At 59.9% G+C, this 24,465-nt stretch carries 23 protein-coding genes; 4 read left to right on the forward strand and 19 right to left on the reverse strand.

Annotation, left to right across the window (positions count from 1 at the left end; all coding sequences use genetic code 11):
• Positions 1–72: 72 nt before the first annotated feature.
• From FGU65_RS00070 to FGU65_RS00115, 10 genes are all read right to left on the reverse strand, one after another.
• Complete coding sequence (locus FGU65_RS00070) at positions 73–891, reverse strand: fasciclin domain-containing protein (RefSeq protein WP_301662364.1); 819 nt, start codon at positions 889–891, stop codon at positions 73–75.
• A 672-nt stretch (positions 892–1,563) separates the two neighbouring features.
• Positions 1,564–2,688 (reverse strand): fasciclin domain-containing protein, encoded by a 1,125-nt coding sequence (locus tag FGU65_RS00075; RefSeq protein ID WP_301662365.1) that lies wholly within the window; start codon positions 2,686–2,688, stop codon positions 1,564–1,566.
• Positions 2,689–2,991: 303 nt separating this feature from the next.
• Positions 2,992–3,708 carry a fasciclin domain-containing protein gene (locus tag FGU65_RS00080; protein WP_301662366.1) on the reverse strand — a complete coding sequence of 239 codons (717 nt, stop codon included), beginning with the start codon at positions 3,706–3,708 and terminating at the stop codon, positions 2,992–2,994.
• 174 nt (positions 3,709–3,882) lie between these two features.
• Entirely contained in the window at positions 3,883–5,313 is a 1,431-nt protein-coding gene (locus FGU65_RS00085; protein WP_301662367.1) for an aldehyde dehydrogenase family protein, read from the reverse strand.
• Between the two features lie 57 nt (positions 5,314–5,370).
• Positions 5,371–6,438 (reverse strand): MFS transporter, encoded by a 1,068-nt coding sequence (locus FGU65_RS00090; RefSeq protein ID WP_301662368.1) that lies wholly within the window; start codon positions 6,436–6,438, stop codon positions 5,371–5,373.
• 1 nt (position 6,439) lies between these two features.
• Entirely contained in the window at positions 6,440–8,332 is a 1,893-nt protein-coding gene (locus FGU65_RS00095; protein ID WP_301662369.1) for a beta-CASP ribonuclease aCPSF1, read from the reverse strand.
• A gap of 20 nt (positions 8,333–8,352) precedes the next feature.
• Entirely contained in the window at positions 8,353–8,997 is a 645-nt protein-coding gene (gene psmB, locus FGU65_RS00100; RefSeq protein WP_301662370.1) for an archaeal proteasome endopeptidase complex subunit beta, read from the reverse strand.
• Between the two features lie 148 nt (positions 8,998–9,145).
• A complete protein-coding gene (locus FGU65_RS00105; protein ID WP_301662371.1) occupies positions 9,146–10,006 on the reverse strand; it encodes a CBS domain-containing protein in 861 nt (286 codons plus the stop codon).
• 11 nt (positions 10,007–10,017) lie between these two features.
• Positions 10,018–10,446 (reverse strand): universal stress protein, encoded by a 429-nt coding sequence (locus tag FGU65_RS00110; RefSeq protein ID WP_301662372.1) that lies wholly within the window; start codon positions 10,444–10,446, stop codon positions 10,018–10,020.
• A 36-nt stretch (positions 10,447–10,482) separates the two neighbouring features.
• Positions 10,483–11,538 (reverse strand): amidohydrolase family protein, encoded by a 1,056-nt coding sequence (locus FGU65_RS00115; RefSeq protein ID WP_301662373.1) that lies wholly within the window; start codon positions 11,536–11,538, stop codon positions 10,483–10,485.
• A 33-nt stretch (positions 11,539–11,571) separates the two neighbouring features.
• On the opposite strand from FGU65_RS00115, the gene FGU65_RS00120 reads away from it, so the two are divergent.
• Positions 11,572–11,730, forward strand: a complete 159-nt coding sequence (locus tag FGU65_RS00120; protein ID WP_301662374.1) for a preprotein translocase subunit Sec61beta — start codon at positions 11,572–11,574, stop codon at positions 11,728–11,730.
• On the opposite strand, the gene FGU65_RS00125 is transcribed toward FGU65_RS00120, so the two are convergent.
• From FGU65_RS00125 to FGU65_RS00140, 4 genes are all read right to left on the reverse strand, one after another.
• Positions 11,727–12,479 carry a coenzyme F420-0:L-glutamate ligase gene (locus tag FGU65_RS00125; RefSeq protein ID WP_301662905.1) on the reverse strand — a complete coding sequence of 251 codons (753 nt, stop codon included), beginning with the start codon at positions 12,477–12,479 and terminating at the stop codon, positions 11,727–11,729. The two genes, FGU65_RS00120 and FGU65_RS00125, sit on opposite strands and share 4 nt — an antisense overlap.
• A gap of 220 nt (positions 12,480–12,699) precedes the next feature.
• On the reverse strand, positions 12,700–13,173 hold the full coding sequence (locus FGU65_RS00130) for a cupredoxin domain-containing protein (protein WP_301662375.1): 474 nt from the start codon (positions 13,171–13,173) through the stop codon (positions 12,700–12,702).
• 117 nt (positions 13,174–13,290) lie between these two features.
• Positions 13,291–14,544, reverse strand: a complete 1,254-nt coding sequence (locus tag FGU65_RS00135) for a glycosyltransferase (RefSeq protein ID WP_301662376.1) — start codon at positions 14,542–14,544, stop codon at positions 13,291–13,293.
• Between the two features lie 134 nt (positions 14,545–14,678).
• A complete protein-coding gene (locus FGU65_RS00140; protein WP_301662377.1) occupies positions 14,679–15,686 on the reverse strand; it encodes an MBL fold metallo-hydrolase in 1,008 nt (335 codons plus the stop codon).
• Positions 15,687–15,980: 294 nt separating this feature from the next.
• On the opposite strand from FGU65_RS00140, the gene FGU65_RS00145 reads away from it, so the two are divergent.
• The 3 genes from FGU65_RS00145 (at position 15,981) to FGU65_RS00155 (ending at position 19,575) form a co-directional block, all read left to right on the forward strand.
• Entirely contained in the window at positions 15,981–17,525 is a 1,545-nt protein-coding gene (locus FGU65_RS00145) for an FAD-dependent oxidoreductase (RefSeq protein WP_301662378.1), read from the forward strand.
• 2 nt (positions 17,526–17,527) lie between these two features.
• A complete protein-coding gene (locus FGU65_RS00150) occupies positions 17,528–19,069 on the forward strand; it encodes an FAD-dependent oxidoreductase (protein WP_301662379.1) in 1,542 nt (513 codons plus the stop codon).
• 239 nt (positions 19,070–19,308) lie between these two features.
• Complete coding sequence (locus tag FGU65_RS00155; RefSeq protein ID WP_301662380.1) at positions 19,309–19,575, forward strand: DUF1922 domain-containing protein; 267 nt, start codon at positions 19,309–19,311, stop codon at positions 19,573–19,575.
• Between the two features lie 149 nt (positions 19,576–19,724).
• On the opposite strand, the gene FGU65_RS00160 is transcribed toward FGU65_RS00155, so the two are convergent.
• Genes FGU65_RS00160 through FGU65_RS00180 form a run of 5 tightly spaced genes read right to left on the reverse strand, consistent with a single transcriptional unit; the run spans position 19,725 to position 24,459 of the window.
• On the reverse strand, positions 19,725–20,495 hold the full coding sequence (locus tag FGU65_RS00160; RefSeq protein WP_367652330.1) for a formylmethanofuran dehydrogenase subunit C: 771 nt from the start codon (positions 20,493–20,495) through the stop codon (positions 19,725–19,727).
• Complete coding sequence (locus FGU65_RS00165) at positions 20,492–22,192, reverse strand: formylmethanofuran dehydrogenase subunit A (protein ID WP_301662382.1); 1,701 nt, start codon at positions 22,190–22,192, stop codon at positions 20,492–20,494. Before FGU65_RS00165 ends, FGU65_RS00160 begins: the two co-directional genes overlap by 4 nt.
• Entirely contained in the window at positions 22,189–23,478 is a 1,290-nt protein-coding gene (locus FGU65_RS00170; protein ID WP_301662383.1) for a formylmethanofuran dehydrogenase subunit B, read from the reverse strand. The genes FGU65_RS00165 and FGU65_RS00170 overlap by 4 nt, the downstream gene beginning before the upstream one ends.
• Positions 23,468–23,857, reverse strand: coding sequence for a molybdopterin dinucleotide binding domain-containing protein (locus tag FGU65_RS00175; protein WP_301662384.1), 390 nt, complete (start codon positions 23,855–23,857; stop codon positions 23,468–23,470). The genes FGU65_RS00170 and FGU65_RS00175 overlap by 11 nt, the downstream gene beginning before the upstream one ends.
• Positions 23,854–24,459: a 4Fe-4S binding protein gene (locus tag FGU65_RS00180; RefSeq protein WP_301662385.1), complete on the reverse strand. Its 606-nt coding sequence runs from the start codon at positions 24,457–24,459 to the stop codon at positions 23,854–23,856. Before FGU65_RS00180 ends, FGU65_RS00175 begins: the two co-directional genes overlap by 4 nt.
• Between the last annotated feature and the right edge of the window lie 6 nt (positions 24,460–24,465).

The following is a 24,465-nucleotide window of genomic DNA, read 5'->3' on the forward strand; positions in this document are numbered from 1 at the left end:
AAAAAAGTGGAAGCGAACACCGTCCCTGAGTGGACGGTGGATGTCATGAGATCAATCTGGCAGCAGCCCGGATCAGGATACCCGGTTAATCCAGGTCATCACACCCCCGTCCATTGAGAGTGTCGGCCCGTTGTATGATGACTGGTTCTCCGCAGTCATGTTATCCACGGTCTGATTTGCCGTGGTCATGGCACTGAGGGTCATGTTCTCCGGGATCAGCACCGTGTCGATGATGTGAATGATGCCGTTGCTGGCATTGATGTCCGGCTGGACGACGGAGGCGTTGTTGACCATCAGCATGCCGGTGGACTGATTGAGGCTGATCGTCAGATTCTGTCCGAGCAGCGTCTGCAGTTCTGTTGCATTCTGCGCCTGGGTCATCGTCTGGGTCACGTTCTGCTGCGGAGTCATGTTCTCTGTCTGGTTCTGGGTCATGTTGGTGGTCTGATCCGTTGTCTGATTCATCGTCTGGTTCTGGGTCATGTTCAACAGCTGCTCGGAGGTATAGTTACCCTGAACAGTGTGATACAGCAGAATCTGGCGAAGCACAGTTGTGTTATTGAGGAGCTGATCGATGGTGTCGTTGCCGAGTGCCCCGAAGGCCTCGTCGTTCGGTGCGAAACAGGTGTACGGGCCACCCGTCGAGAGCGTCTCGGTCAGGTTGGTGGCATTGATCGCGGTTGCAAGGATCGTCAGGTTCTGATTCTGGTTAATGACGTCGACCAGTGTATTGTTCTCTGTCTGATTCCCGGTCATATTGTCGGGCATCATAGTCACATTACTTTCGTTCCCCATAGTGGCATTCTCTTCCCCCATCGGCGCTGCCATGACGATGGCAGGTACGATCAGCAGGACCAGAATGCACATGCTCAGAAAGACCAATTTGTTCATACAGACCCCTCCATAGAGGCTCATGAGCAATCTACGCCATACTATAAAAATATTATTATATCAAAGGCTTGATGAATGAGATTTCACGATCCTGTCGGCGCTCGGGAAGACTTCACTCAGATGGCCCGGGATCTACCGCGGTCACTGAAGTATACAACCATTGGTTCCGGAAAAGCCGGGGGTAGTGCCCTACGAAACAACTGATATTACCTTTGTTGGGATCGCACCCGGGTGTTCCCGATTGATTGCACCCCGGGGCACGGCTTTCCATTGGGTATCGCCATGACTGCCCCCGCCCCTGGGGGAGGGGGGAGGAGGCCGGAGGTCGGGCGAGGTGGGGGGTGAGGCGTGAGGATCTTTGCGTAAAACAGGGGAGGGGGGAGGCTCCACCCCCATGGCGATAGCCACCACGGTCCACGGCATGGGGAGACGCCCGGGAAAAAGGTCGTCCCCGGGACAAGCCCGGTTCGGCACCAATCCCGTCAGGGAAGAATGACAGCCGGAAGAGAGATTCACCAAAGCCCGATAACGGATATCTTCTCCCCAGGTTATTTTTTGTCATGAACGCCTGTTGGTGGATAGCGGAATTCGGTCGGGTTCTTTGAGATCAAGTATCAGGTATATGCTGGAGCACTACCAAAATTGGGAGGGTAGGCTGCCTTACCCGTCAGGCTAACCGGTTCTGTTAATGATCGTCAGATCCCCGGAATCTTCGGATATGATCGCCGAAGATTGATCTGCTGGTGTTGCACCCGGTTCGGTCAGAACTGCTGCGGTTACATTTTCAGGCGGCATCAGCACCGCATCAATGACATGGACGACGCCGTTGCTGGCATTGATATCCGCCATGACGATCGTGGCGTTCCCGGCCATCAGGTCACCGGTGGACTGGTTCTGGCTGACCGTCAGGTTCTGCCCGAGCAGCGTCTGCAGCATGACCGCCGCCTGCTGCTGCGCCGTCACGTTCTCCATGGTCTGGGTGCCGGTGACATTCTCCATGGTCATGTTTGCTGTCTGGTTCTGGGTCATGTTCGCTGTCTGGTTTGTGGTCTGGTTCCCTGTGGTCACGTTCTGCTCCTGCGTCATGTTCGCGGTCTGGTTCATCGTCTGGTTCTGGGTCATCTCCATCAGCTGCTGTGAGGTGTAATTGCCCTCGACGACGTGATACTGCAGGACTGCCGTGAGCCGGTCGGTCTCGTTCATCAGCTGGTCGACGGTCTCGTTGCCGAGTGCCTCGAAGGCCGCGTCGGTCGGTGCAAAGACGGTATACGGCCCGTCCTGGCTGAGCGGTTCGGTCAGACCGGTCGCATTGACGGCCGCCGCCAGGGTCGTCAGGTTCTCCTGCTGCCCGAGCACGTCTGCAACCGTCATGGCTGCCGCGGTCTCGTTACTCTCATCGACGACAGTAACTGAAATATTCAGGGTGTACGCTGCCTCTGCAAGCGTGTGGTTCGCGGGTCCGTACGAGTAGGTTACGGTGTCTCCGCTGTTTACCCGTTTCTGAGCAGGTCCTGCCTGCATCTCATCTCCGTTCAGCCAGTATGTCCATGAAACCGGAGTGTCGTTCTCCATCCGGTTTTCAATGCCCGCGACTGAGGTGACGAGGAGATACCCCATTTCGGCGGGCATTACATTGGTGACGGTATAATTCGGATCACCGTCCAGGGATGCAGCGTGAAGAGCGCCGAGCGCTGAATGCTGATGAACGATGTACGGCTGCATTGTGTTGGCCGGCACGATGGTATAGTTCTCCGTACTGACCAGCGTGGCGTTCTCATCACCGATGGAAACGGCCATAGCAGAAACAGGAATGGCCAGAAAAAGGATACATCCAAGGTACAGAAGTCTCGTGTGGTTCATTAGGATCCCTCCGACAGGGTTCGAGAGAATCTACAACATTTTATAAAATTGTTCCTATAATTCATCATTTGAACGGGATACCATCTCCCGGGTTCACCCATGCTGCTGCCGCGGAACGGCGATGGATATCTCTGGAGACGAACGCGTCGACCAGACCGCTCATTGCCTTCAAAAACCGGATCTCACGGAAAAAGAGGTTTTTTGGGTTGGAGTCGGACAGGAGTGTGGAATTCCTCTCGTTCAGGCTGTCATTCCGGTCTCATTGCCCGCCGTCTGGTTCTGCGTCATGTTTGTCTGGCCGGTCACGGTCGCGTTCTGTGGGATCAGCACCTGATCGATGATGTGGACGACGCCGTTGCTGGCGTTCAGATCCGCCTGGACGACGGAAGCGTTGTTCACCATCACCTGCCCGTTCTCCTGTGTGATCGTCAGGTTCTCACCGCCCAGGGTCTGCAGTTCCGTTGCGTTCTCGGTCTGGTTGTCGCCTCCGAAGAGCCCGCTGAGGAAGCTGAAGATATCCCCGTCGTCGGTCTGGTTGCCGCCGGTCATGTTCATCAGCTGCTCGGCGGTGTAATTGCCCTCCACGACGTGGTACAGCAGAATCTGCTCGAGCTCTGTCTGGTTGCTGAAGAGCTGGTCGATGGTCTCGTTGCCGAGCGCCTGGAATGCCTCATCAGTCGGAGCAAAGACCGTATACGGCCCTCCGGTCTGAAGCGGTATGGTCAGGTTTGCCGCGTCGAGTGCGGTCGCAAGCATTGTCAGGTTCTGTTCCTCTCCGATCACCTCAGCCACAGTCATGTTGCCGGTCTGATTCTCCGTCATATTCTCGGAGACGATGGTCACGTTGCTTGCATTGTCTGCCGTGGCATTCTCATCACCCATCGGAAGCGCCGTTGCAGCGGCAGTGAGCCCGAAGGCAAAGAGAATGCATACGCATACACAAAGGATTAATCTCATACTACTCCCCCCCTGCAGGCGGGGGATGGATGCTGTGGTATATAATACTAATCGATCTTTACCTGTGGTTCCGGTGCAGCATGACGGCTGGACAAAAACACCCCTTTCGCAGCCGACAGCCGTTATCTCTCTCCGCAGCCGCCGTGCACACGCTTCCCGGAATATGCGAGGCGTTCACGGCCTGATCAGCACCGTCTTCTTCTCCAGGTAGTCTTCGAGAGCCTCATAGCCGTTCTCCCGCCCAAGACCGCTCTCCTTCATGCCGCCGAACGGTACCTCCGGCGGAATACGCAGGTGCTGGTTTACCCAGATGATGCCGGCCTTCAGCCCGGAGCAGGCCTGGTCGACGCAGTCAAGGTTCTTCGTCCATACAGACGCACCGAGCCCGAAACGGCTTTTGTTTGCCAGCGAAAGAGCCTCATCCAGGTCGGTCACGGAGACGGCGGGGAGAACCGGGCCGAAGACCTCCTCGGCAAGGAGCACCGAGTCCTGCGGCACATCAGTTATCAGCGTCGGTTCGTAGAAGTATCCTGCATGAAAATCCTCTCCGTGCGGGACACTGCCTCCTGTACGGATGGTGCCTTCGTTCCCCTCCCGTGCCGCCTCCACAAGATCGACTATCCGCTGCTGCACCGCCCGGTTGTTCATCGGCCCCATGGCCACGCCCTCCGTCATCCCGCTGCCAATCCGCATCGATCGAATGCGCTCCGTCAGGCGGTCGGTGAACTCCTGCGCGATCTTCTCATCGACATAGAGCCGTTTTATCGCCGTGCAGGTCTGCCCGCAGTTATAGAACCGTCCCCGGGCGGCGCCCTCTACCGCCGCAGGAATATCGGCGTCGCTGCAGACGATCATCGGGTCGCTCCCCCCGAGTTCCAGCGTCACCCGCTTCATCGCCGGTGCCGCGTCCTCCATGACCCGGCGCCCGGTAGCAATCTCGCCGGTGAACGAGATCTTTCTGATCGCCGGATGCCGGGCAATCGCCCGCCCGACCGTCTCTCCCGGGCCGGTGACGATGTTCAGGACGCCCGCCGGCAGCCCTGCCTCGCCAAGGATGCCTGCGAGAGCCAGACAGGTGAGCGGAGCGGTGCTGGCGGGCTTCAGAATCATGGTATTCCCGGCAGCCAGCGCCGGCCCTACCTTCCATCCCATAATGAGCGCCGGCATATTCCAGGGGATGATCGCGGCGCAGACGCCGAGTGGAACTCTCGATACCAGGGCATGCCCGTAGCCCGGCAGATTTGCGTACTCGCCGTGGTTCGATGCCGCGATTCCGTGGTAGTACTCCAGAGTGTATGCAAATCCGTTGATCTCGTCGATCGCTTCGCGGAGGGGTTTCCCCTGCTCGGCGGTCAGCAGCGCTCCGAGGCTCCTGTTCTGTCTGCGCACTTCCTGTGCAGCGACAAACAGAATTCTACCGCGTTCCCGTGCCGGGATGGTTGACCAGGCCTCAAACGCCGCGGTGCCTGCCTCGACCGCTCTGTCAATATCCTCCACGCCGCCGAGGGGGACGGTATCGATCACTGTACCGGTTGCGGGATTCCTGACCGCGAAGGTTTGGCCACTGCACGAATCACATCGGTTCCCGTCGATCAGCATCTGCATACAGAAATACTATGTGCGGAGGTACTATATGCCAAAGCCGCCCCGGTGCTGCAGGGGTCACCCGCGGTACCGGCACCGGCACCGGCCGATGGTCAGTGCCGTGCTCGCGACGATGATCGCCAGGACGATGAACGACGCGAGAAAGCTCGTCGTCTCAGCGACCAGCCCGCCGAGAAACGGGAGGAGCGTGAATCCGGCATACGTCGAGGTGTTGAAGAGCCCCACCGCAACACCCTGCCTGACCTGTGTCCGGGCGAGGAACGAGAGTGAAGCGACGATCACGAACCCGGCGGCGGCGCCGATGATGGGAAATGCCCAGGGCGTCACGTAGCAGCCCGCCACGGCAACGGCCATGGCGACGGCGGATATCCGGATCGTCGGGACCGGTTCGACGTGCATCCGCGAGGCGACCAGGATGGTGACGATCGTGGCGATGTTCATCAGTCCGATCTGGATGCTGAGCAGCGCCGCGTTCTCACCGGTGTACTCGGGGTAGAGTGCGGACACCGCCCCGGTGACCCCGATGAGAACGACCGCGGCGAGATAGAGCCAGATGTAGTTTCTCATAACGCCTGAAAGATTGGCGTTCAGTGCAGTGTTGCTGCTCTGTTCGCGAAGAAGAGCGCTCATCAGGATTGGAGCGACGGCGATGCCGGTAAAGAGAAATACCCCGGCGAGCGGGGACGCGGCGAAGCTGTCCAGCCATCCCGTGCCGAGCAGCCCGACAACGAGCCCGAGGTTCAGTGCGGCCATGAAGTAGCCGCTCATCGCCTCATGGTCCTCTGCCGAGTTCGTCCACGCGAGTGCCGCCGAGACAAACAGCCCTGCAGCGATCCCCTCGACCCCGCGGGCGACGACCATCGGCAGCCCTGACGGGAAGAGAATGATGGCGATGCCGCTTGCGACTGTCAGCAGGAGGCCTGCCCTGATCAGCGGCACCCGGCCGATCCGGTCGCTGGCAAGGCCGGCGGGGAGTACCGTAAGAAAAGCCCCGAAAAAGTATGCCGAAAAGATTGCCCCCTGAAGTGCCGCTCCTTCGGCAAAGGCAGGGAGTACGGGGACGATGGCGTTTGAGAGCGCCATCACCGCGAAGACTCCGAGAAGGAGCGACAACCGCTGCAGCATATCAGATCATACGGTAGGTCTCAAGGTTCAGGGGCGAATGCGTTTCGATATGGTGTCGCTTGTAGATCGAACTTGCAAGGTCGATCGTCTTGTTCTCGTCGCCGTGGATCGTGAAGATCTTCTCGGGGCGTGGCTGAAGGTGGGAGATATAGTTCATCAGCTGACGGCGGTCGGAGTGTCCCGAGAACCCGTCGATGGTTGCGATCTCGAGGTTGATGACGATCGTCTCGCGCCATCCGAGCGGGATCTCGCGCCATCCCTTCTGGATGCGCCGGCCGAGCGTTCCGTCTGCCTGGTATCCGACAAAGACGAGAGCGTTCCTCTCGTCGGGCCCGAGCGCCTTGAGGTATTCCATCACCGGGCCGCCGTTCAGCATACCGCTCGTGGTGATGATGACGCAGGGGTCGCCGCTGATAACCTTCTCCCGAAGGTCGGGCGAGTCCACCTGGACGAAGCAGTCCGCAAGGAACGGATTGAGGCCTTCCCGGAAGATCTGGTTGCGCAGATCGTTGTTCAGGTACTCGGGGTAGGTTGTGTGAATCGCCGTTGCCTCGCGGATCATCCCGTCGAGATAGACCTTCACTGCCGGGATCCTCTGCTTCCGGATCCCCTCCTCGAGGGCAAGCATCGTCTCCTGCGAACGCCCGACTGCGAATGCGGGGATGATTACTTTGCCGCCCCGGTTCACCGTGTTGATCACGGTCTCGTAGAGCTTCTCCTCGGCATCCTTGCGCTGCGGCTGTATATCATTCGAGCCGCCGTAGGTGCTCTCCATGAAGAGCGCCTCGAGGCGGGGGAAGGATGAGACCGCCGGGTTGAAGAGACGCGTCTTCTGATAATTGAAGTCGCCGGTGAATGCGATGTTGTAGAGCCCCTCGCCGACATGGAAGTGAGCAACGGCGGATCCGAGGATATGGCCGGCGTTGTGGAAGGTGAGTTTAATGTCGGGGGCGATATCGGTGACGCTTCCGTAGTTTAAGGTGATGGAATGCTCGATATACTTCTTAACGTCGCTTGATGTGTACGGGATCTTATCGCTCTCTTTTCGCACCACATCGATGTAATCGAGCTGCAGCATCGCCGAGAGATCTCTCGTCGGCGGCGTCGCGTACACCGGACCTTCGTATCCGTATTTGAAGAGCAGCGGTACCAGAGCGCAGTGATCGAGGTGGGCGTGCGTGAGCACCACCGCATCGACGCTGGTCAGCGGATAAATCTCGGGGACATAGATATATGGTGTCCCGTTATTGATGCTCCCCGGTTTATCCCCGCAGTCGATAAGCACCTTGCTCTCCGGTGTGGAGATGAGAAATGCCGCTCTTCCAACCTCGCGACAGCACCCGAGCGTGGTCACCCGGAGCCACTGGTCTTTGCTGGTGACTTCACGGTGGATTCGCCTTCCGATTGTCCGCAGGAAGGTTTTTCGGTCGTCTTTCACGGAACGCAAAAATATCCGTATCTGTTTTACCGTCGAGCTCTCGATCGGCGGTGTGCGAACCACCTTCGGTGTCCAGCCTATCTGCTTGGTGATCTCGCGAAGTGTGGCGCCGTTTTTCCCGATGACGACGCCGGGTTTCTCCGCCTCGATCAGCACTTCTCCTGTTTCGGGGTCGAAGAAGAGATCGGTGATGCCTGCATTATCCGGGACAACCGCCCGGATTTCGCCTGCAGCACGCTCTGGATCCTCGAGAATATTCGGGCGCACGACGATGCGCTTGCGTAGGTCACGTGCAAGGATCTTTATCAGATCCGCCTGGTCGGCGAACTGCTTGGGTTCATCGGTATAGATGACGAGCTCAGGGCCTTCGAATTCAACTTCGGAGACCGTGATCCCGCTGGGTATGATCTTGTTGATCTGATCCTTGAGTTCTTTAAGTCTGTCCTCTATTAACATCACTATCGTCCAAAAAAGATTCAGGTGGTCTGACGCGCTACAGACGGTGTCTGCAGCCCGCGTTCGGTTGATTCTTCATATTTGTCTTTCGTTATTACAACTACCATGATGTCTTCTCCGGAGCCGGCATCACGACGCATGGCGGTCTTCACGGCACGCACTGCAAGATCTTTTGCCTCTGCCTCGCTCATGCCGTGTCTGTACTGGTCCTCGAGAATGCCGTATGCAAACGGAGAACCCGACCCTGTGGCTACGATCTCCTCCTCTTTCGTGGCGCCTCCCATGGCGTCGACCGAGTAGACTGCAGGGCCTTTGTCATCAAAGCCGCCGACGAGGAGCTGAACATAGTAGGGATAGTATCTGTTCTGGTTCAGGTAATTCGAAAGCAGTGTTGATACCGCACCGACGGACATGGACTTGCCGCGGCGGATCTCGTACAGGCTGGACTCAACCTGCATGAGGCGGACGAGCTGTTGGGCATCGCCCACCCCGCCTGCAGTTGTCATTCCGATTCCTCTGGCGATCTGGTAAATTTTCTTGGCACGTTTGCTGGCGATGAGATTTCCCATCGTCGCGCGCATCTCTGTTGCCAGAACGACGCCGTCCTCAAAGATGAGACCTACCGTAGTCGTTCCCTTATAAACCATCTCGGAAATATCAGGCATGAAATACCCCCTAAAAACTCTAAAACGCTCTAAATTGGGTAAAAGCGCTTCAGCGTATACAAGGACATTATAAAACTTAAATCTTGTTGTCGACCTGTGTCACAACACACGATGAAAGATTACATTCATTGTATAAGAGTATTGTCCCTTAAAAGTTTTGTTGGCGATCCTGCCCGGGGAGCAGGATCCGTATCAGATCGCGATCAAAGAGCATTGCAACGAGACGCTTGTTGCCGTTGACAACCGGCAGCTGGTCGACCCGTGCCCGCTTCATCTTCAGTGCGCACTCGCTGACCTCGGCATTGAGCGGTACGGCGAGGACGTTTTTGACCATGGCGTTCTTGACCGGTATCGGCAGGAGCTGGATCCGCGATATGCCGTAGCTGATGGTATGCATATCGCGGATGCTCTCCCACGTCCATTCATCGTCATCCGTTCCGTTGGAGAAGTCGCTGACTTCGACGGCGTCTTCAATGCGGGAATGGCGGATAAGGTCGCGTTCCGAGATGATCCCGGTGAGCGTTCCATCTTCTGTGAGGATGGGGATTGCGTCGTACCCTGACACCTCGAGGATCCTCCCGACGAGTGTCAACGGTGTGTCTTCCCAGAGCGCATACGTCTTGCTCACGTAGGCTTCCTTGATCGAATCCCCGATCCGCAGCTGCGCGATCGCGCCGATCAGATCGGCCACGCTGATGATCCCGATCATCTCACCGTTGTCGATTACGGGGAGCCTGCGGATGTTATGCCGCACCATCAGCTGGGCAGCCTCGGAGAGCGGAGCGTCCGGCCTGATGACGACGGGGTTGGGCGTCATCAACAGTCCGAGCTGCGATTCGTCGGCCTTGCGCAGGAGATCCTTTCTGGTGATGATGCCGACGAGCTGCCGGTCTTTTAAAACCGGTACGCCGCTTATCCCTGTCCTTTTCAGGATCCGAAGAACATCGTCTCTGTTGCCCGGGATCTCAACGCAGACGACGTCGGTGATCATATGATCCCGGACAAGCATCTGATCGGATTTTATGCTCTCACCACCATCGTCGTGATACTGCTGTGCCTCACGACATAGTCAGTAACACTGCCGAGAAGCAGGCGATCGACCTCACTCTTCCCGTGCGAGCCGAGGAGAATGAGATCGACGGCGAGTTCCTCTGCAAGGGCGATGATCTCCGAACCGGCATGCCCCTGCCGTATGTGCGTGTTTAAAGAGACCCCTGCCGCTGTAGATTTCTCCTGGCTTTCGTTCAGGAGGTCTTCCCCTTCTTTCTGCAGAAGGCTGTACATAATCTCGAGCGTGTTGTCCATCGGCAGTGACGAAAAGAGACCCGACTCGACGACGTAGAGCGCATGGAGCTCGGCACCCCACACTTTCGCCTCCTCGATGGCTTTTGCAAGAGCCCGTCCCGCCGGTTCCGAACCGTCGACTGCAATCAGTATTTTACGAACCATGAAATCCCCACAAAACGGCCGTTCCGTATTAAATCTCTATCTCATGGTTAAAACATTTTGTTCGACAGCGGCAGGTGATAGTCGCCGAACAACCGTTGCGATGGGATCTCTGGTGAACCGGATATTGGCATCCCTCGCATTGATCACAGTAAAATTGGCAGATTTTCCCTCCTGGAGAAAATACGTCTGGCCGCTCAGCCGGGATCCCGCAACGGCGGCACGCAGGATCTCCTCCGGTGGGACGCGGTAAACACTTGAGATGAATGCCATCTCTCCGAAGATATCCGGGTGAACGAACATGACATTGTCCGTTCCGAGGTATACCCGGCACCCGAGGGCGAGCATTCGCTGCACCGGGGGGTGGGCAGGCCTTTCGGCGACGCCCAGGATCCAGTTTGAGCGGGCGCAGATGGCGATGGGAATGTCGCGGTCAGCGCATTCCCTGAGTTGTTTCTCTGTCGCGTGGGTGCAGTGCACCAGCAGGTCGGGGTCGAAGGCAAGGGCGGCATTGACATCGTGGGGGTCGCGCTCGCCGGCGTGAAAGGCAACGAGTTTGCCTTCCGCGCGTGCCCGGGCGACCTGCCGCTCGGCATCCTTCACGTCGCGGACACTGCTGATCCCGAGGCCGTCGCCTATCTTCTCGCCCCCGTCCCGTCCGAAGATGAGCGGCCGGCACGCGAGCCCTGCTGCAGCCTCCCGGAGAGCTGCGACACCGTCGGAGCCCCCTTCGCGAAAATCGGCAAATCCTGCCGTCCCTGATCGCTGCATCGTCTCGATGCTCGCACGCATCGCCGCCACCAGGCGGTCTCGTGGAGTCTCTGCAAGGATCCGGTGTTTGAGGCCGTTCGGCGGCGTGACGAGCTCGGTGAGGCTGCCGGTGCAGGGGCAGTCCATGGCGACCGTATCGCCGCAGTGTGTATGGGCGTTGAAGAAGGCGGGGATGATCCAGACGTCCGATGCTCCGGCGGCGGGCTCTATCGATCTGATGATGCCCTTCTCCACCGTGATACTGACAGTCTCAGGACGGAGTTCGTCGCCGAGGAGCGCAAGGCCGGTGACGGTGCATGAATGCGACTGCATGGGTCTTACCATTCTTTTTATATCCAGAGGGATAAACACATCTATATGGCAAAAAAGTCAGGCGGGAGATTGGTGTCCTCGGCCGGTCTGGTCAATTATTATGACAGCGAAGACCGGCGCGCGGTTCATATCAGTCCGGTTGCGGTGGTCGTTGCCACGGCAGCCGTCGGCGTCGCAGTCTTTATTCTGAACGCCTTCTTCTAATCTCTTTTTGCAGTCTCCTTCAGCGCGCAGCGGATAATGTCTTCGGCTGCTGCGAAGTAGATGTCGTCATGTCCCTTCCAGCGCCCGCAGTTCCTGAAGATAACGGCCGGGACGCCCTGATGGCTCTCTCCCATAACGAAGTTTGCGAAGGCGGCGATCTCGTCGACCACTGCCTCTTCGGTGATCTCAAGCACGTGCCCGAAGAGATCGGTATCCCCCCGGTAATCGTTGATCGCCGTCATTCCGCTCCACCCGATCGCTATCCCGGTCTGCCCGCGCCGGAACGCCCTGCCGCAGGTGTCGGTGATGATCACGCCAATATCCCTTCCGTTGATCCTGTGGACGCCGTCCCGGATATCGGCCGCCGCCGCCATGGGGTCGGGCGGCAGGTAGATGATCCTGTCGTCCTCGATGTTGCTGTGATCGACGCCTGCGCGGACACCGATGTGGCCGCACGGCACCGCAGAGAGGATGAAGGGGTATTCGAGCAAGATCTCGGTGGAACTGTCCAGAACCGCCTGTACAAACCTCGGATCTTCGCGTGTCCCGGCTGCAATTCGCTCTGCCCGCTCGCCCGGGACGATCTCGTCGAGGCGGCGGGTGTAGCCCTTTGCCTTGGAATACACCGATGAGGCGATGCAGAGAATGTCTCCGTCCTCAAAGGTTGCCCGTTCGCAGATCAGGCGCGGCAGATCGTCTCCCTTCTGTATCAGGGGCAGCCCCCGGACGCCGAGTACCTGGATATCCATGTCTGTCACGATGACAATGTCGAACTGCAATCTTAAAAAAGCCCACGTCTTCCGGAGAGGTATTCCGGCCGCTATTGGGTCGGCTTCTCGTGTTCCCCGGCCTTGCGGTGCGCCCGCGGTCGAATCGCGGCGGCGATCCCGGATGCGGCAATCCCGCGCCGAAACACAGGGAGGATGAGCACTCCCGCGACATGCTTGAAAAAAGAGCCGGAGCCGTTCATCACTGCACGATGAAGTCCCCCGTCATCGTTGTCGGGTGGACGTCGCAGCGGAAGAAATAGGTGCCGGGCCGCTCCGGCGCGGTGAAGGTATAGGTCGTCAGGGCGGGGCCGGTGATGGTATCACCGACGAAGATACTGCTTTGTGCTGCGTCGGTCTCGTACACCGCAAGATTATGCTGAATGCCGGCATCCCGGTTATCGAAGTTTACCGTCACCTCCGCTCCCGCCGGAACGGTGATGGTGTTTTTATCAAAGGCACTATTCTCTGCAATAAGATCCATGCTCACGCCCAGATCCTCGGTCCCGTTCATCGTGGGTGTCTGCACCGGTGTTGTCGCTTCCATCGTCGGTTCCGTGGTCTCCGCAATCGTCGGTGTGCCGTTCCCTTCGGGGGTCGTACACCCCGCCCCGATGAGTGCCGCAGCGAGAAGGGCGGCGAGGAGAAGGGTGTCATACGCATGCAACCGGGTCATGGTCGCACTCACGGCAGGTAGGAGCAATAAGTCTTTTCCCGGATTGTCGCCGCTGATCCTCATCCGTGAAAAAGACCGGGCAGGGTGACCGTCCTGCAGTCACCGGCAGGGCAGTTTTTAGCCCGGGTTCCCGTCGGTCAGAAAGGAGCCGACACCCGAGGCGATCCGAAAGTCTGCCTCGAACGATCCGATCAGGTCGATGTACTCCTCCAGCGACCGCGTCAGGAGGAACTTCTGCCGGACGGTCTCTCTGGCTGCCTGTCCCATCTTTTCACGCAGTTCGGGGTTTTCGAGTATCTCAACGATCCGTTCTGCCGCCTCCTCGGCGGACGAAACTAAAAATCCGTTCACGCCGTCCTGGATCTGGTACCGGATCCCGCCGGTGTTGCCCCCGATAACCGGTGTGCCCTTCCACATTGCCTCCGATACTGTCAGGCCGAACCCCTCGCGGATTGATTTCTGCAGGACGACCGCCGCCCTCCGCTGCAGGGCGTTCACCAGCGCCCCATCCTGACGGCTTAATATAATGATCCGCTCTTCCCGATGGCTGATAAGGGATCGATAAACCTCTGCGCCCTCCGGATCGTCGGTCGCCATGCCCCCGAGAAGGACGAGTGTGCAGTCCACCCTCTTTCTGGCAATCTTATATGCCTTGATGACGCCTTCCGGATCCTTCCAGCGATCGAATCGCGATATCTGCACGACGAGCGGGAGATCGGTGGGAATGCCGTAGTGTTCGAGGCGTTCGTCGACCTCCTTCTCGCTCATCTCCCGGTTTACAATGGAGAGGGGGTCTATCGCCGGCATGAAGAAGACCTGCGGTGTTCTGAGGTTCTGGTGGTAGTCCCTGCAGCTGAAGATCGCGGCATCGTACTTCTCGATGAACGGAACCAGATAGTTCCAGACGTTCCGGTTCGGCGACGAAAGGTCGATGTGGCAGCGCCAGATCCAGGGGCTCTTCTTCCGGTAATGCTGAATCAGCGGCAGGGGCTGCGGGTCGTGAATGATGACGATGTCGTGGTCGAGATGGTTTCTGGCGGCGTTCTCGCAGATTACCTGCTCATAGATCTGCTTTTTGCGCGTCGTCAGGTTTATCTCGTCCCCCTGCAGGGCGTTATGAAACTTCTTTGTCACGCTGAAGAAGTCCGGCGGCCCGTGCACGACCCGCCACCCGGTCTGGATCCCGAGACTGTTCATCAGAAGCGTCAGCGACGAGAGGATCTGCGACACCCCTCCGCCCGAGTACGTCGAGTTCATGTGGATGACGTGAAGGTCATGGATCGCCCGGGCCTTCTCCTCTATCCGCCGGATCGCCTCTGTTCCGGCGAACGGTTCGTAATCTTTGATGGTGATAAGCCTGTTCCAGTCCATTGATTCCTGCCTCCGGGTCTGCTTCCCGCGTTGTATACACTCAGCAGTACTTTTCCCGCGTGGATACACGAAAGGTGTCGGCGATCCTTTTTATGCATACCGGCCGGCGGCACTGCCGCAGCCGATACGGTGTTCTATCCATCTCTCCCCGGTCGAGCGAAACGATCGGCAAATACCTCTTCGCCGAGATGCCCGGCGACGGTTGTGACGTCGGCGCGATCGTAGATGCCTTCCATCCGCTCGCGAAAACGGGTGTCCCGGGTGACGTGATGGTCGAGCAGGACGGTCGCTTCCGGGCACTCGCGGACGATCTGCCGGACGTTTGCGATGCACCGGTCAAGGTTCCTCCTGTTCAGGAGATGCCCGAGGAGGTAGGTCGCCGGACCGTCGAGAAGGATGCAGTCAGGTGATTCAGCGATGATCCATGCGGTATAGTCCTCGAGAATCGGCCCCATAAGGTCGGACGTATAGAGGACCTTCCGGGCTGCATGCTCGACCATTAGTGCCACCACAAACCCTGTCGACGCATACTCGCTACCGTGAAAGAGAGGCGCAGAAAACCGCAGAACGGTATCACCGATGCTGAATCTACGGCAGTCGCAGAAGACCACCTTCTCGTCCGGCGGCAGCACCCACGGCTGCGCTGCCCAGCGCCGGGAATTGCGGCGGTACTGCTCACGCCGCCGTGCGGTGTTCCCGTCGATATGAGTGGGTGTGAACGGCAGCATCTCCAGGGGATCCGGGAACGTATGCTCTGCCGGATGCTCTTCCCTGAAGGCGCCGCCGAACGATGCGGCATGCCATCGCAGAAACTCCCGTGCGCGGTGCCACTGCGAACGGTTGACGTAGGTGTTCGGGGATTTGACGAAGAGGTTTTTCCCGGCATAGATCTCTGCTTCCTGCAGGTAGTGATCGTGGTGGTAGTGCGTTACGGCGACGTGTGTCGCCCTGCCTGCGGCGGCCCGGATAGCCTTCCAGGCGTCCTCGAGCCGCTCCTGCTTCACGGCATCGGGCGCCGGGAACCCCTGCTGCAGGATCGATGCACCCGGATCGATCAGCAGTGCAAGATCCGGTGTCTCCACAAGGGTGCAGAACGATTTTGCCCCGAGGCTGTCCGCCCAGATAGGGGTGACCTGGATCATCGACTCGTCTCTCCTCACCCCGGCGTAAAGTAGGTTTCGGAGCCGTTACGTCAAGTACGCGTGAACCGTTTTTCATGGTACATCCCCGGTACCATGCATGCACGTTACTCCATGCCGGGGCGGCCGGCATGCGCAACCGTTAAGTACCCGACCTGTCCCCAGGGGGAGTACGCCAGGACGGTCACAGCGTAACCCTGCGGTACCAGCTACTGCCGGGCTCGGCCTCGGACGAATCGACTATCAGTGCTTCTCCCCCTGCAGGTGGCCGGCATATGGCATGGAGGAAGCGTGAGAATGACAGATCCTGGAAGAGAAACACCTGAAATTCCCGGCCGGGCCGAATCGCTCTGGATTGCCACCACCCCGGAGACCGACTATCCGCCGCTGCCCGGCGGTCTGGAGGTCGACGTTGCGATCATCGGGGGCGGTATTGCCGGGCTCACGACGGCTCTCCTCCTCAAGGAGGCCGGCCGGTCGGTCGCCGTGATCGAGGCGGGCCGGATCGCCGCCGGCGTGACCGGGCACACGACCGCAAAAGTCACCTCGCTGCACCGTCTCATCTACCGGCATCTCATCGACCGCGTCGGCGAGGAGAAAGCCCGGCTGTACGGAGAGGCAAACCAGGCCGCAATCGAGACGATCGACGCATTTGTCCGGAAGTACGGGATAACATGCGATTTTGCCCGCAGACCTGCGTATACGTTTGCCCGGATGAAACAGTCGCTCGACAGCATACACGGCGAGGTCGATGCGGCGAAACGGCTCGGGCTGCCCGCAACGTTTGTCGACGATCTGCCGCTGCCGATCAACTCCCCGGGTGCCGTCCTGTTTGATAACCAGGCGGAGTTTCACCCGCGCAAGTACCTCCTCGGCCTTGCCGGGCAGATCGACGGTGACGGGAGTTCCATCTTCGAGCAGACCCGGGTGGTTGATGTGAAAGAGGGCAACCCCTGCACGGTCGTCACGGACCGGGGAGAGGTGACGGCGGGCGATGTCGTTCTTGCCACGCATTTTCCGATAATCGACAAGCCAGGTTCGTATTTTGCCAGGATGCGGCAGGAAAGATCCTACATTCTCGGTCTTCGCATTGACGAGCCGTTCCCGGACGGCATGTTCATCAGCGCGGAGGGGGCTGTAGTCTCGCTGCGTTCGCAGCCGACGCAGAGTGGCGATCTCGTTCTCATCGGCGGCGGCAACCATGCCACCGGCGTGGTCGGGCATACCGAGGCACGCTACCGGATGCTCGAAGGCTACGCCCGGACGATCTACACCGTCCGGTCGGTCGAGTATCGCTGGTCGACGCAGGACACCATGCCGGCCGACCGCATTCCCTATATCGGCCTTCTCGCGGAGGGGCACGAGCACCTGTACGTGGCGACGGGGTTTGGCAAGTGGGGGATGACGAACGGTACGGCGGCCGGGATGATCCTCACGGACCTGCTCCTCGGGAGCCCGAGCCCCTGGGGTGAGGTCTTCGATCCCGCGCGGTTTGAAAAGCGGCCACAGCCGAAAGAGGAGATCCGTGAGTGGCTCGGGGCCGCCGGTGGGACGGTCGAGATACCCGGGGATATTCTGGATGCAGCACTTTCACAGCTCGGGAACGGCTCGGGAATTGTACTGCAGCATAACGAGCAGAAAGTAGCGGTCTACCGGGATACGGAGGGCAGAATTCATTCGCTCGATCCTACCTGCATGCATATGGCCTGCCAGGTCTCCTGGAACGACGCCGAGCGTTCCTGGGACTGCCCCTGCCACGGTTCCCGCTACGATGCTCTCGGCAGGGTGATCGAGAGCCCGACGGTGAACGATCTGAAACAGAAGGAAATCAGGAGGATATGACGATGCCTGACCATATGAGCGGGGAGACCATCCCCGGAAAACATGAATCGCTCTGGATGGCGACGACGCCCGAGACAGGGTATCCGCCGCTGCCCGGAGACCTGCAGGTCGATGTTGCGATCATCGGCGGCGGTATTGCCGGGCTCACGACGGCTCTCCTCCTCAAGGAGGCCGGCCGGTCGGTCGCCGTGATCGAGGCCGGCCGGGTCGCCGCCGGGGTGACCGGGCACACGACCGCAAAAGTTACCTCGCTGCACCGGCTCATCTACCGCTACCTCATCGATCACTTCGGGAACGACGGGGCACGGATGTATGCCGATGCCAACCAGGCCGCGATCGAGAAGATTGAGGCTCTTGCACGGCGGCACGGCGTATCCTGCGATTTTTTCCGCAGACCCGCATACACGTTTGCCGAATCGGACGGATCTCGGGAGAAGGTCATGGACGAGGCCGACGCAGCGCGGAGCCTCGGCCTGCCTGCAGCCTTTGTCGACGACGTTCCTCTGCCGACTGAGACCTTCGGCGCCGTCCGGTTCGACGGCCAGGCCGAGTTCCACCCGCGCAAGTACCTGCTCGGTCTCGCTGAACGGATCCATGGAGGCGGGAGTTATATCTTCGAGAGAACCCGTGCGCTCGACGTGAAGGAGGGGGAGCCCTGCAGGGTGGCGACCGAGAACGGGTCGGTGACGGCGGATGATGTCGTCCTCGCAACCCACTACCCGTTCCACGACGGACCGGGGTTCTACTATCTACGGACATACCCCTCGCGTTCGTACGTCCTCGGGGTGCAGATCGACGAAGCGTTCCCGGATGGTATGTTCATCAATGCGGAGAGCCCCACGCATTCTCTCCGCACGCACTCCGGTGAAGGGGGTGAGTTCCTCCTGGTGACCGGCGCCGAGCACCGGACCGGGCAGGGAGGGGATACCCGGGAGCATTATCGGGCGCTCGACGCCTATATCCGGTCGGTCTATACCGTCCGGTCGGTCGCGTACCACTGGTCGACCCAGGACTACATCTCGGTTGACCGGGTACCCTACATCGGCCCGGTCGCCCCAGGACACGATCATCTCTTTGTGGCGACGGGATTTGGGAAATGGGGGATGACGAACGGCACGGCGGCGGGGATGATCCTCGCCGATCTGATCCAGAAGCGATCCAGCCCCTGGGCGGATGTCTTTGCCCCCTCCCGCTTCAAACCCCTGACCTCGGCGAAGGAGTTTGTTGCACACGGTATCGATGTGGCGGAAGGACTGATCGGTGAACGCCTCGCCCGGCCGCTGTCGGACGTCTCCGCCCTCTCTCCCGGCCGGGGAGGGATCGTTGCAATCGACGGGCACAAGACGGCGGTATATCGGGACGCCGCCGGCAGGCTCTACGCGGTCGAGCCGGTCTGCTCACATATGGGGTGCATCGTCTCCTGGAACGAGGCGGAGAAGTCCTGGGACTGCCCCTGCCACGGCTCCCGGTATGACGTCGACGGCAACATCCTCCACGGCCCTGCGACAGAAAGGCTGAAGCAGCGGGATATCAGTGACCGCTGAACAGATACTGGAGATCCTCCCAGTGCCCGGTAGTGCCTTGAGAAACACCTGAAACTCCTCGTGCAGGCGAGAGGTCGGGGCGTCTACGGTCGCTCCCGACCAAGATGGCGCAAGGGCAATCGCGTTTGGGGAAGGGGATGCGGGAGGGGGCTTTTTCTCCTCCGTGCTGACGGCGTAAAGCCCAAAAGCGGCAGAAAACAACAAGATTTTTATTCCTCCAGCCGTACATTGGCATGATCATGTACATCGTGACCCGATGTCCGGGCTGCCAGGCGTTCACATATCTGGACAGCTTTCAGCGCTTCAAACTCTGCCATATCTGCGGTGAGGTGATCGACGGCACCCGGGCTCCCGAATACCTGGAGGTCAGCGATCATCAGGATGCCGAACAGATCATCGGCCAGCTCGAGGCTTTCCTGAAAAAGACCGGCAGGCCTGACCTCTCAAAACAGGAACTCGAACATTTACGGATGCAGTATGCGGAGTGGCTGAGAAACCGGCTGTAATCACCAGAGGCGTCCGCATCCCGGGCAGATGATACTGACCCGTCGTCCGCAGTGGGGACAGGAGAGGCCGGTGCGCTCGTTTGAGATCAGCGGCCTTCCGCATTTCTTGCAGTGGATCGGAGCTTCGAAACCGCACTCGTGCCTGACCATTAATCCTGATATGTGCAGTCCTTCACGATAAGGTTTCCTTTTCCTCGATTGGCAATATCGCCCGTGAATGACAGAAACTCTCGCCCGTCGCGGATCTCTGTCCCCATCTTTCTGAACGTGGGAAGCATGTCGTACGCAATGCCGTAGATCACGCATACCCCGCCGCTCATATTGCCGCACGGCCGCCGGCAGTCTCCCTTGATGATGAGGGTGCCGTCGTGGAGCTCCACACCCGCCATATCGCCTGCATTGCCGTGGATGATGACCGTCCCCCCTGCAAGGTTTTCCGCTGCGAAGTCGCCGGCATTCCCGAAGATCTCGACCGTTCCTCCGGTCATTCCCTTTCTGCCGCCGCGATACCCGGCGGCGCAGTAGTCCGCGGCGTTGCCGCGGCAGATGATGGTGCCGCCCTGCATCTCCCGACCGAGCCATCCGTCCGCATTTCCGCCGATCTCGATAACCCCGCCGCTCATGAAGTTCCCGCAATGCATCCCGATATCACCGTCGATAACGATCCGGCCGGCATCCATATACTCGCCGACTCGTTTCATGCGGGATGTGTCCCCGGACAGAACGATCTCGACATCCTCGGGACGGTCCGCGGCTCCCTCAATGGTGACTGCGAAGACCTCGTCGAGCGGCAGTTCCCTGTTGCCCCGCCAGACCTGGATCTCGGCGCCTTCGAGGAACGACGCGGGGGTGATCGTCTCAGCCTCAATCGGGATCGTCGGTTTCTTCCGCGGCCTGACCGCCAGGGAGACGCGCATCATAGCTCGGCCTCCGTCTCGATGCAGAGGTTCCGCTTCAGGTACTCGTCCTGGACCGGGTAGTTGCTCATCCGGACGGTGTAATAGCGGTCGAACTTCGCGATGAAGTCCGGATCGTTTGCCATATTGTACTCCTCAGAGATCTTCGGTTTCACCCAGATGGTCGTGTTGTTGCCGTCGACCAGGCATTCACCGCGCCGGGAGACGACCCGGCCGCGCTTGATCGTGTACTCGGTTTTGCCGAACGCTTCGATGACCTTGCGGTAGTCGACGGCAGGATCGACCTCATCGGCGCGTACCGGGTAGATCGCAACATCGGCTTCGGCTCCCACGCCCAGATGTCCTTTCCCGATATCGACGATCCCGAGGGCTTTCGCCTGCGCAGCCCGGGTCATCACCGCTATTTCGTACCAGTCCATCTCCCGCTCGATCGCGGGGAGCGGCACCCGGCTCTCCGTATCGGGATGCACCGTCGCAAACTCCTCGTCCCGGTACTTCTTGCTCATCAGAAGCGCGATCACTTCCGGGTAACGGACGAACGGGGCGCCGTTCGGGTTATCCGTGGCCATGATACACTGCCACGGGTCTTTCACGAGGAGGCCGAGCTCGAGGCCTATCGCCCACATCACCGCGTTGACCAGGTTCTTGCGGCGGTAGAGGACCGGGATGATCCCTGACCCCGTCTCGAGCTCAACGTCGTGGTTGCTCCATTTGTCGTGGTGGAGCCGGTAGAGGTTGAACTCCATCGGCCCGTCGGCGGTCATCGTGGTGGTCTTGCCGAACATCACCTGCCCCATATCGATGACGATCTGGGGGCGCATGTTGACGACGTTCGCAACCGGTTCGCTCTTCGAACAGAAGTCGCTCCATCCCGAACCGCCGTAGGAGTGGAACTGGACGTGTGTCGCGTAGAGCGTCTGCCGCTTCTTGTTTAAGTCCGGGATGAGCCCGAGGGTGCCCATCGTGCAGGTGTAATTGCCGGGCTTGCCGAGGTTGTTGCAGTGGAGGTGGACCGAATGGGGCAGGCGGAGCATCTCGTTCGCCTTGACGACCGCCGTGATGATCTCGGACGGGGAGACCTCAAAGTTTGGGACGGGGTTGTGGATGCAGGTCACGTCTTTGCCCCAGCCCCATGCCTCGGTGCCGCCGGGGTTCGTGAGTTTGACGGCGAACCCCTTCACCGCCGTGAGGAACCATCCGATGATGGCGGCGACACGCTTTGTGTCGCCGTCCCTGATCGCTTCCAGGATCGACCAGTTCCCGTCGAAGAGGGCGTTGGCCATCGTGTCCTGCAGGGGGGTGTAGAGGAACTCCTCATGGGTATGCCGCGCCTCAAGCGGCGCCATCGCCCCCTCGAGCAGGGTGGTGTAGCCCATCCTGCTGTAGCGGTAGCTGTTCCCGTAGGTGGTCGGCACGCTGTAGCCGGATGTGGCGTGCATGTACCCGTGCCGCGCCGTTCTCCCGGCCCGCATATCCTCCGGGCTCATGTACCGGCCGAAGTTCACCTTGGTGCCGCAGATATGCGTGTGCGAGTCGATGCCGCCGGGGAGCGTGAGCGCTCCGCGGGCGTCGATGACCTCCGCCCCACCACCGACATCCTCGACGATCCTCCCGTCGCGGATGGCGATGTCCATCGTCTCGCCGTTGACGCCGCTTATCGGATCGATGACGTATGCGTTTTTAATCAGGATCTCGCTCATGGCTGGCGCACCTCCTGGATCCGGGCGTAGACGCTGCCCAGAATCTCTTCGTCGCTCGGATAGGCCGTCTCCAGCACCTTCTTTGTCCGGATCGGGACGCCGTCCATCCGGTATGCCGTTCCGGCTGCGTCGATGCCGGTGATGCCCACCGGGATCTGGACGTCGCAGAAGGCCGTGGTGGCGTTCGCATACGGGTCGATCTGCACGACCGGGATCTCGGCGAGATGTTCGATGCAGGGGCGGGGGAAGTGGGCGGCAGGGTCGCTGGCGACGATCAGGCAGGCATCGCACTCTTTCCGCGCCAGGATGTCGACCGCCGTCGTCTCGCCCGGGTTGTAGAAGGCGATGCCGCGGGAGAAGTCGATGCCGAAGGGGTACCCGGTCATCCAGGTGTTCACCTCGTTCGAGCCGTAGACGTTGTAGTGCCCGCGCATCGCCGAGATGGTGAACTTCGTATGCCGATTGAGTTCGTCCACGAGCTCGATGGCGTTGCGGATGTTCTTGTACTTCCCCGCGGTCATGGTGAGCCCGAGGCCGAAGTAGACCGCACCGAACTTCGCCTTCTTGCAGAGGTCGACGATCCGGAAGAGCTGTTCGCGCTGGACGCCGCCGACGGTGCGGGGAAGATCGTCTCCCTTGCCCCGGACGATGGCGCGCAGGGCAGAGAGCACTGCATAGTCGCACCCGGGTTTGATCTGGACGAACTCGTCGGCGAGGTTCGTTGTCTGGGACTTCCTGACGTCGACGACGATCACCTTCCGGTCGCGGAAGGAGTTCTCCAGGAAGAACCCGTTTGCATACCGGGTATACCGGGAGAGGTGCCGCGGGTGAGCGTCGATGGGGTTGCACCCCCAGTAGATGATGATATCGGCGCGGTTCTTCACCTGGCCGAGCGTGCATCCCGGGTGCCCGACCTCCTGGATGGCCAGGATTGACGGGCCGTGGCAGACCGACGACGTGTTATCGATGACGCCCTTGAGGAGCTCCGCCATATGCACCCCGACGCACTGCGCCTCGCCGTGCGTCCCGCTCCACCCGTAGAGGAGCGGGCGGTCCGCGTCGAGGAGCATATCGACGGTGTAATCGATCGCCTCGTCGTAGCTGATCTCCTTCCACTCCTTCCCGACCCGCCGGATCGGGCTCTTCATCCGGTGATCGCCGAGGAACTTGCTGGTTCCGAGCGTACAGGCATTGTCGGTGGCGACGATCTTGCCGTCTTCCACCGTCACCTCGATATCGTCGCAGAGGCAGCCGCAGAAGGGGCAGACGGTGTCCTTAATGATCATACGGCAGCCCTCCCAGTTCCTCCATCAACTCGTATATTGTCCTGCGGGGCTCATCGGTCGCATCGACCGTCACCTCCGTCGATTTGAAGTCGGGCATGCCCGTCGAGTGTGTCTCGCCGCCGATGATGTGATTTGCATACGGCCCGTAGGGCACGAAGATCGTGCCGGGTTTGATAAGGTCGTCGGCGGCGGCCGTGAGCACGACCCTGCCATACGGGCTTGCGACAAGGACATTCTCCCCTTCGTCGATACCGAGTTCCATCATGTCGAAGAAGTGCATGAAACAGGTGCTGGTCTCGTCCCGGTAGGCGACGGACCGTTTGTTCTCCACGTTCGCGCCCTGGTCGACCGTCCGCCCCGTGTTCATCATGACCTTCATGCGCCTCTCTCCTGGATGCCTTCGACCATCCGGGCGACGCGGATGGCCTTGTTCGGGCAGTTGTTTTCGCAGGTCTTGCACCCGGTGCATTTCTCTTCGTGGATCACGCGCACCCGTCCGCCCTCGATCTTCATGATCACCTCGTCGCTCGAGGCGGTGCCGGTCGAGGCGAGACTCGGGTCGGCCTGCTTGTTGACGGGGCAGGAGACCGCGCAGTTGCCGCAGCGCATGCAGAGCGTATCGTCGACGGTGAGGCGGTACCACGACCGCAGGTCAGTAGCGTCGTTCCGCTTGGCGTCGAGCACCCGGCCGCTCCAGAGGACGTCCTCCGGGCAGGCCTCAACGCAGAGGCCGCACCGGATGCAGTGTCCCCGGTGGATCATCGGTTTCCAGTGATCCGTGTGGCGCAGGACCTCGATCGCCCCAGGTGCCGGGCAGATCATCATGCAATTGTAACACGCCGTACACTCGTTGCCGGTCGGTAGCGGGTAGTCCTTGAAGTAAGGGGGGGTTACCAGCGGAGCGGTCTTTGCAAACAGGAATGTGCGGAGCCACTCCATCCGCAGGAATTCGCGCAGGTACCAGATGATTGACGTGCTCATTCCTCT

This window comes from Methanoculleus frigidifontis, assembly GCF_030464345.1.
GTDB lineage: Archaea > Halobacteriota > Methanomicrobia > Methanomicrobiales > Methanoculleaceae > Methanoculleus_A > Methanoculleus_A frigidifontis.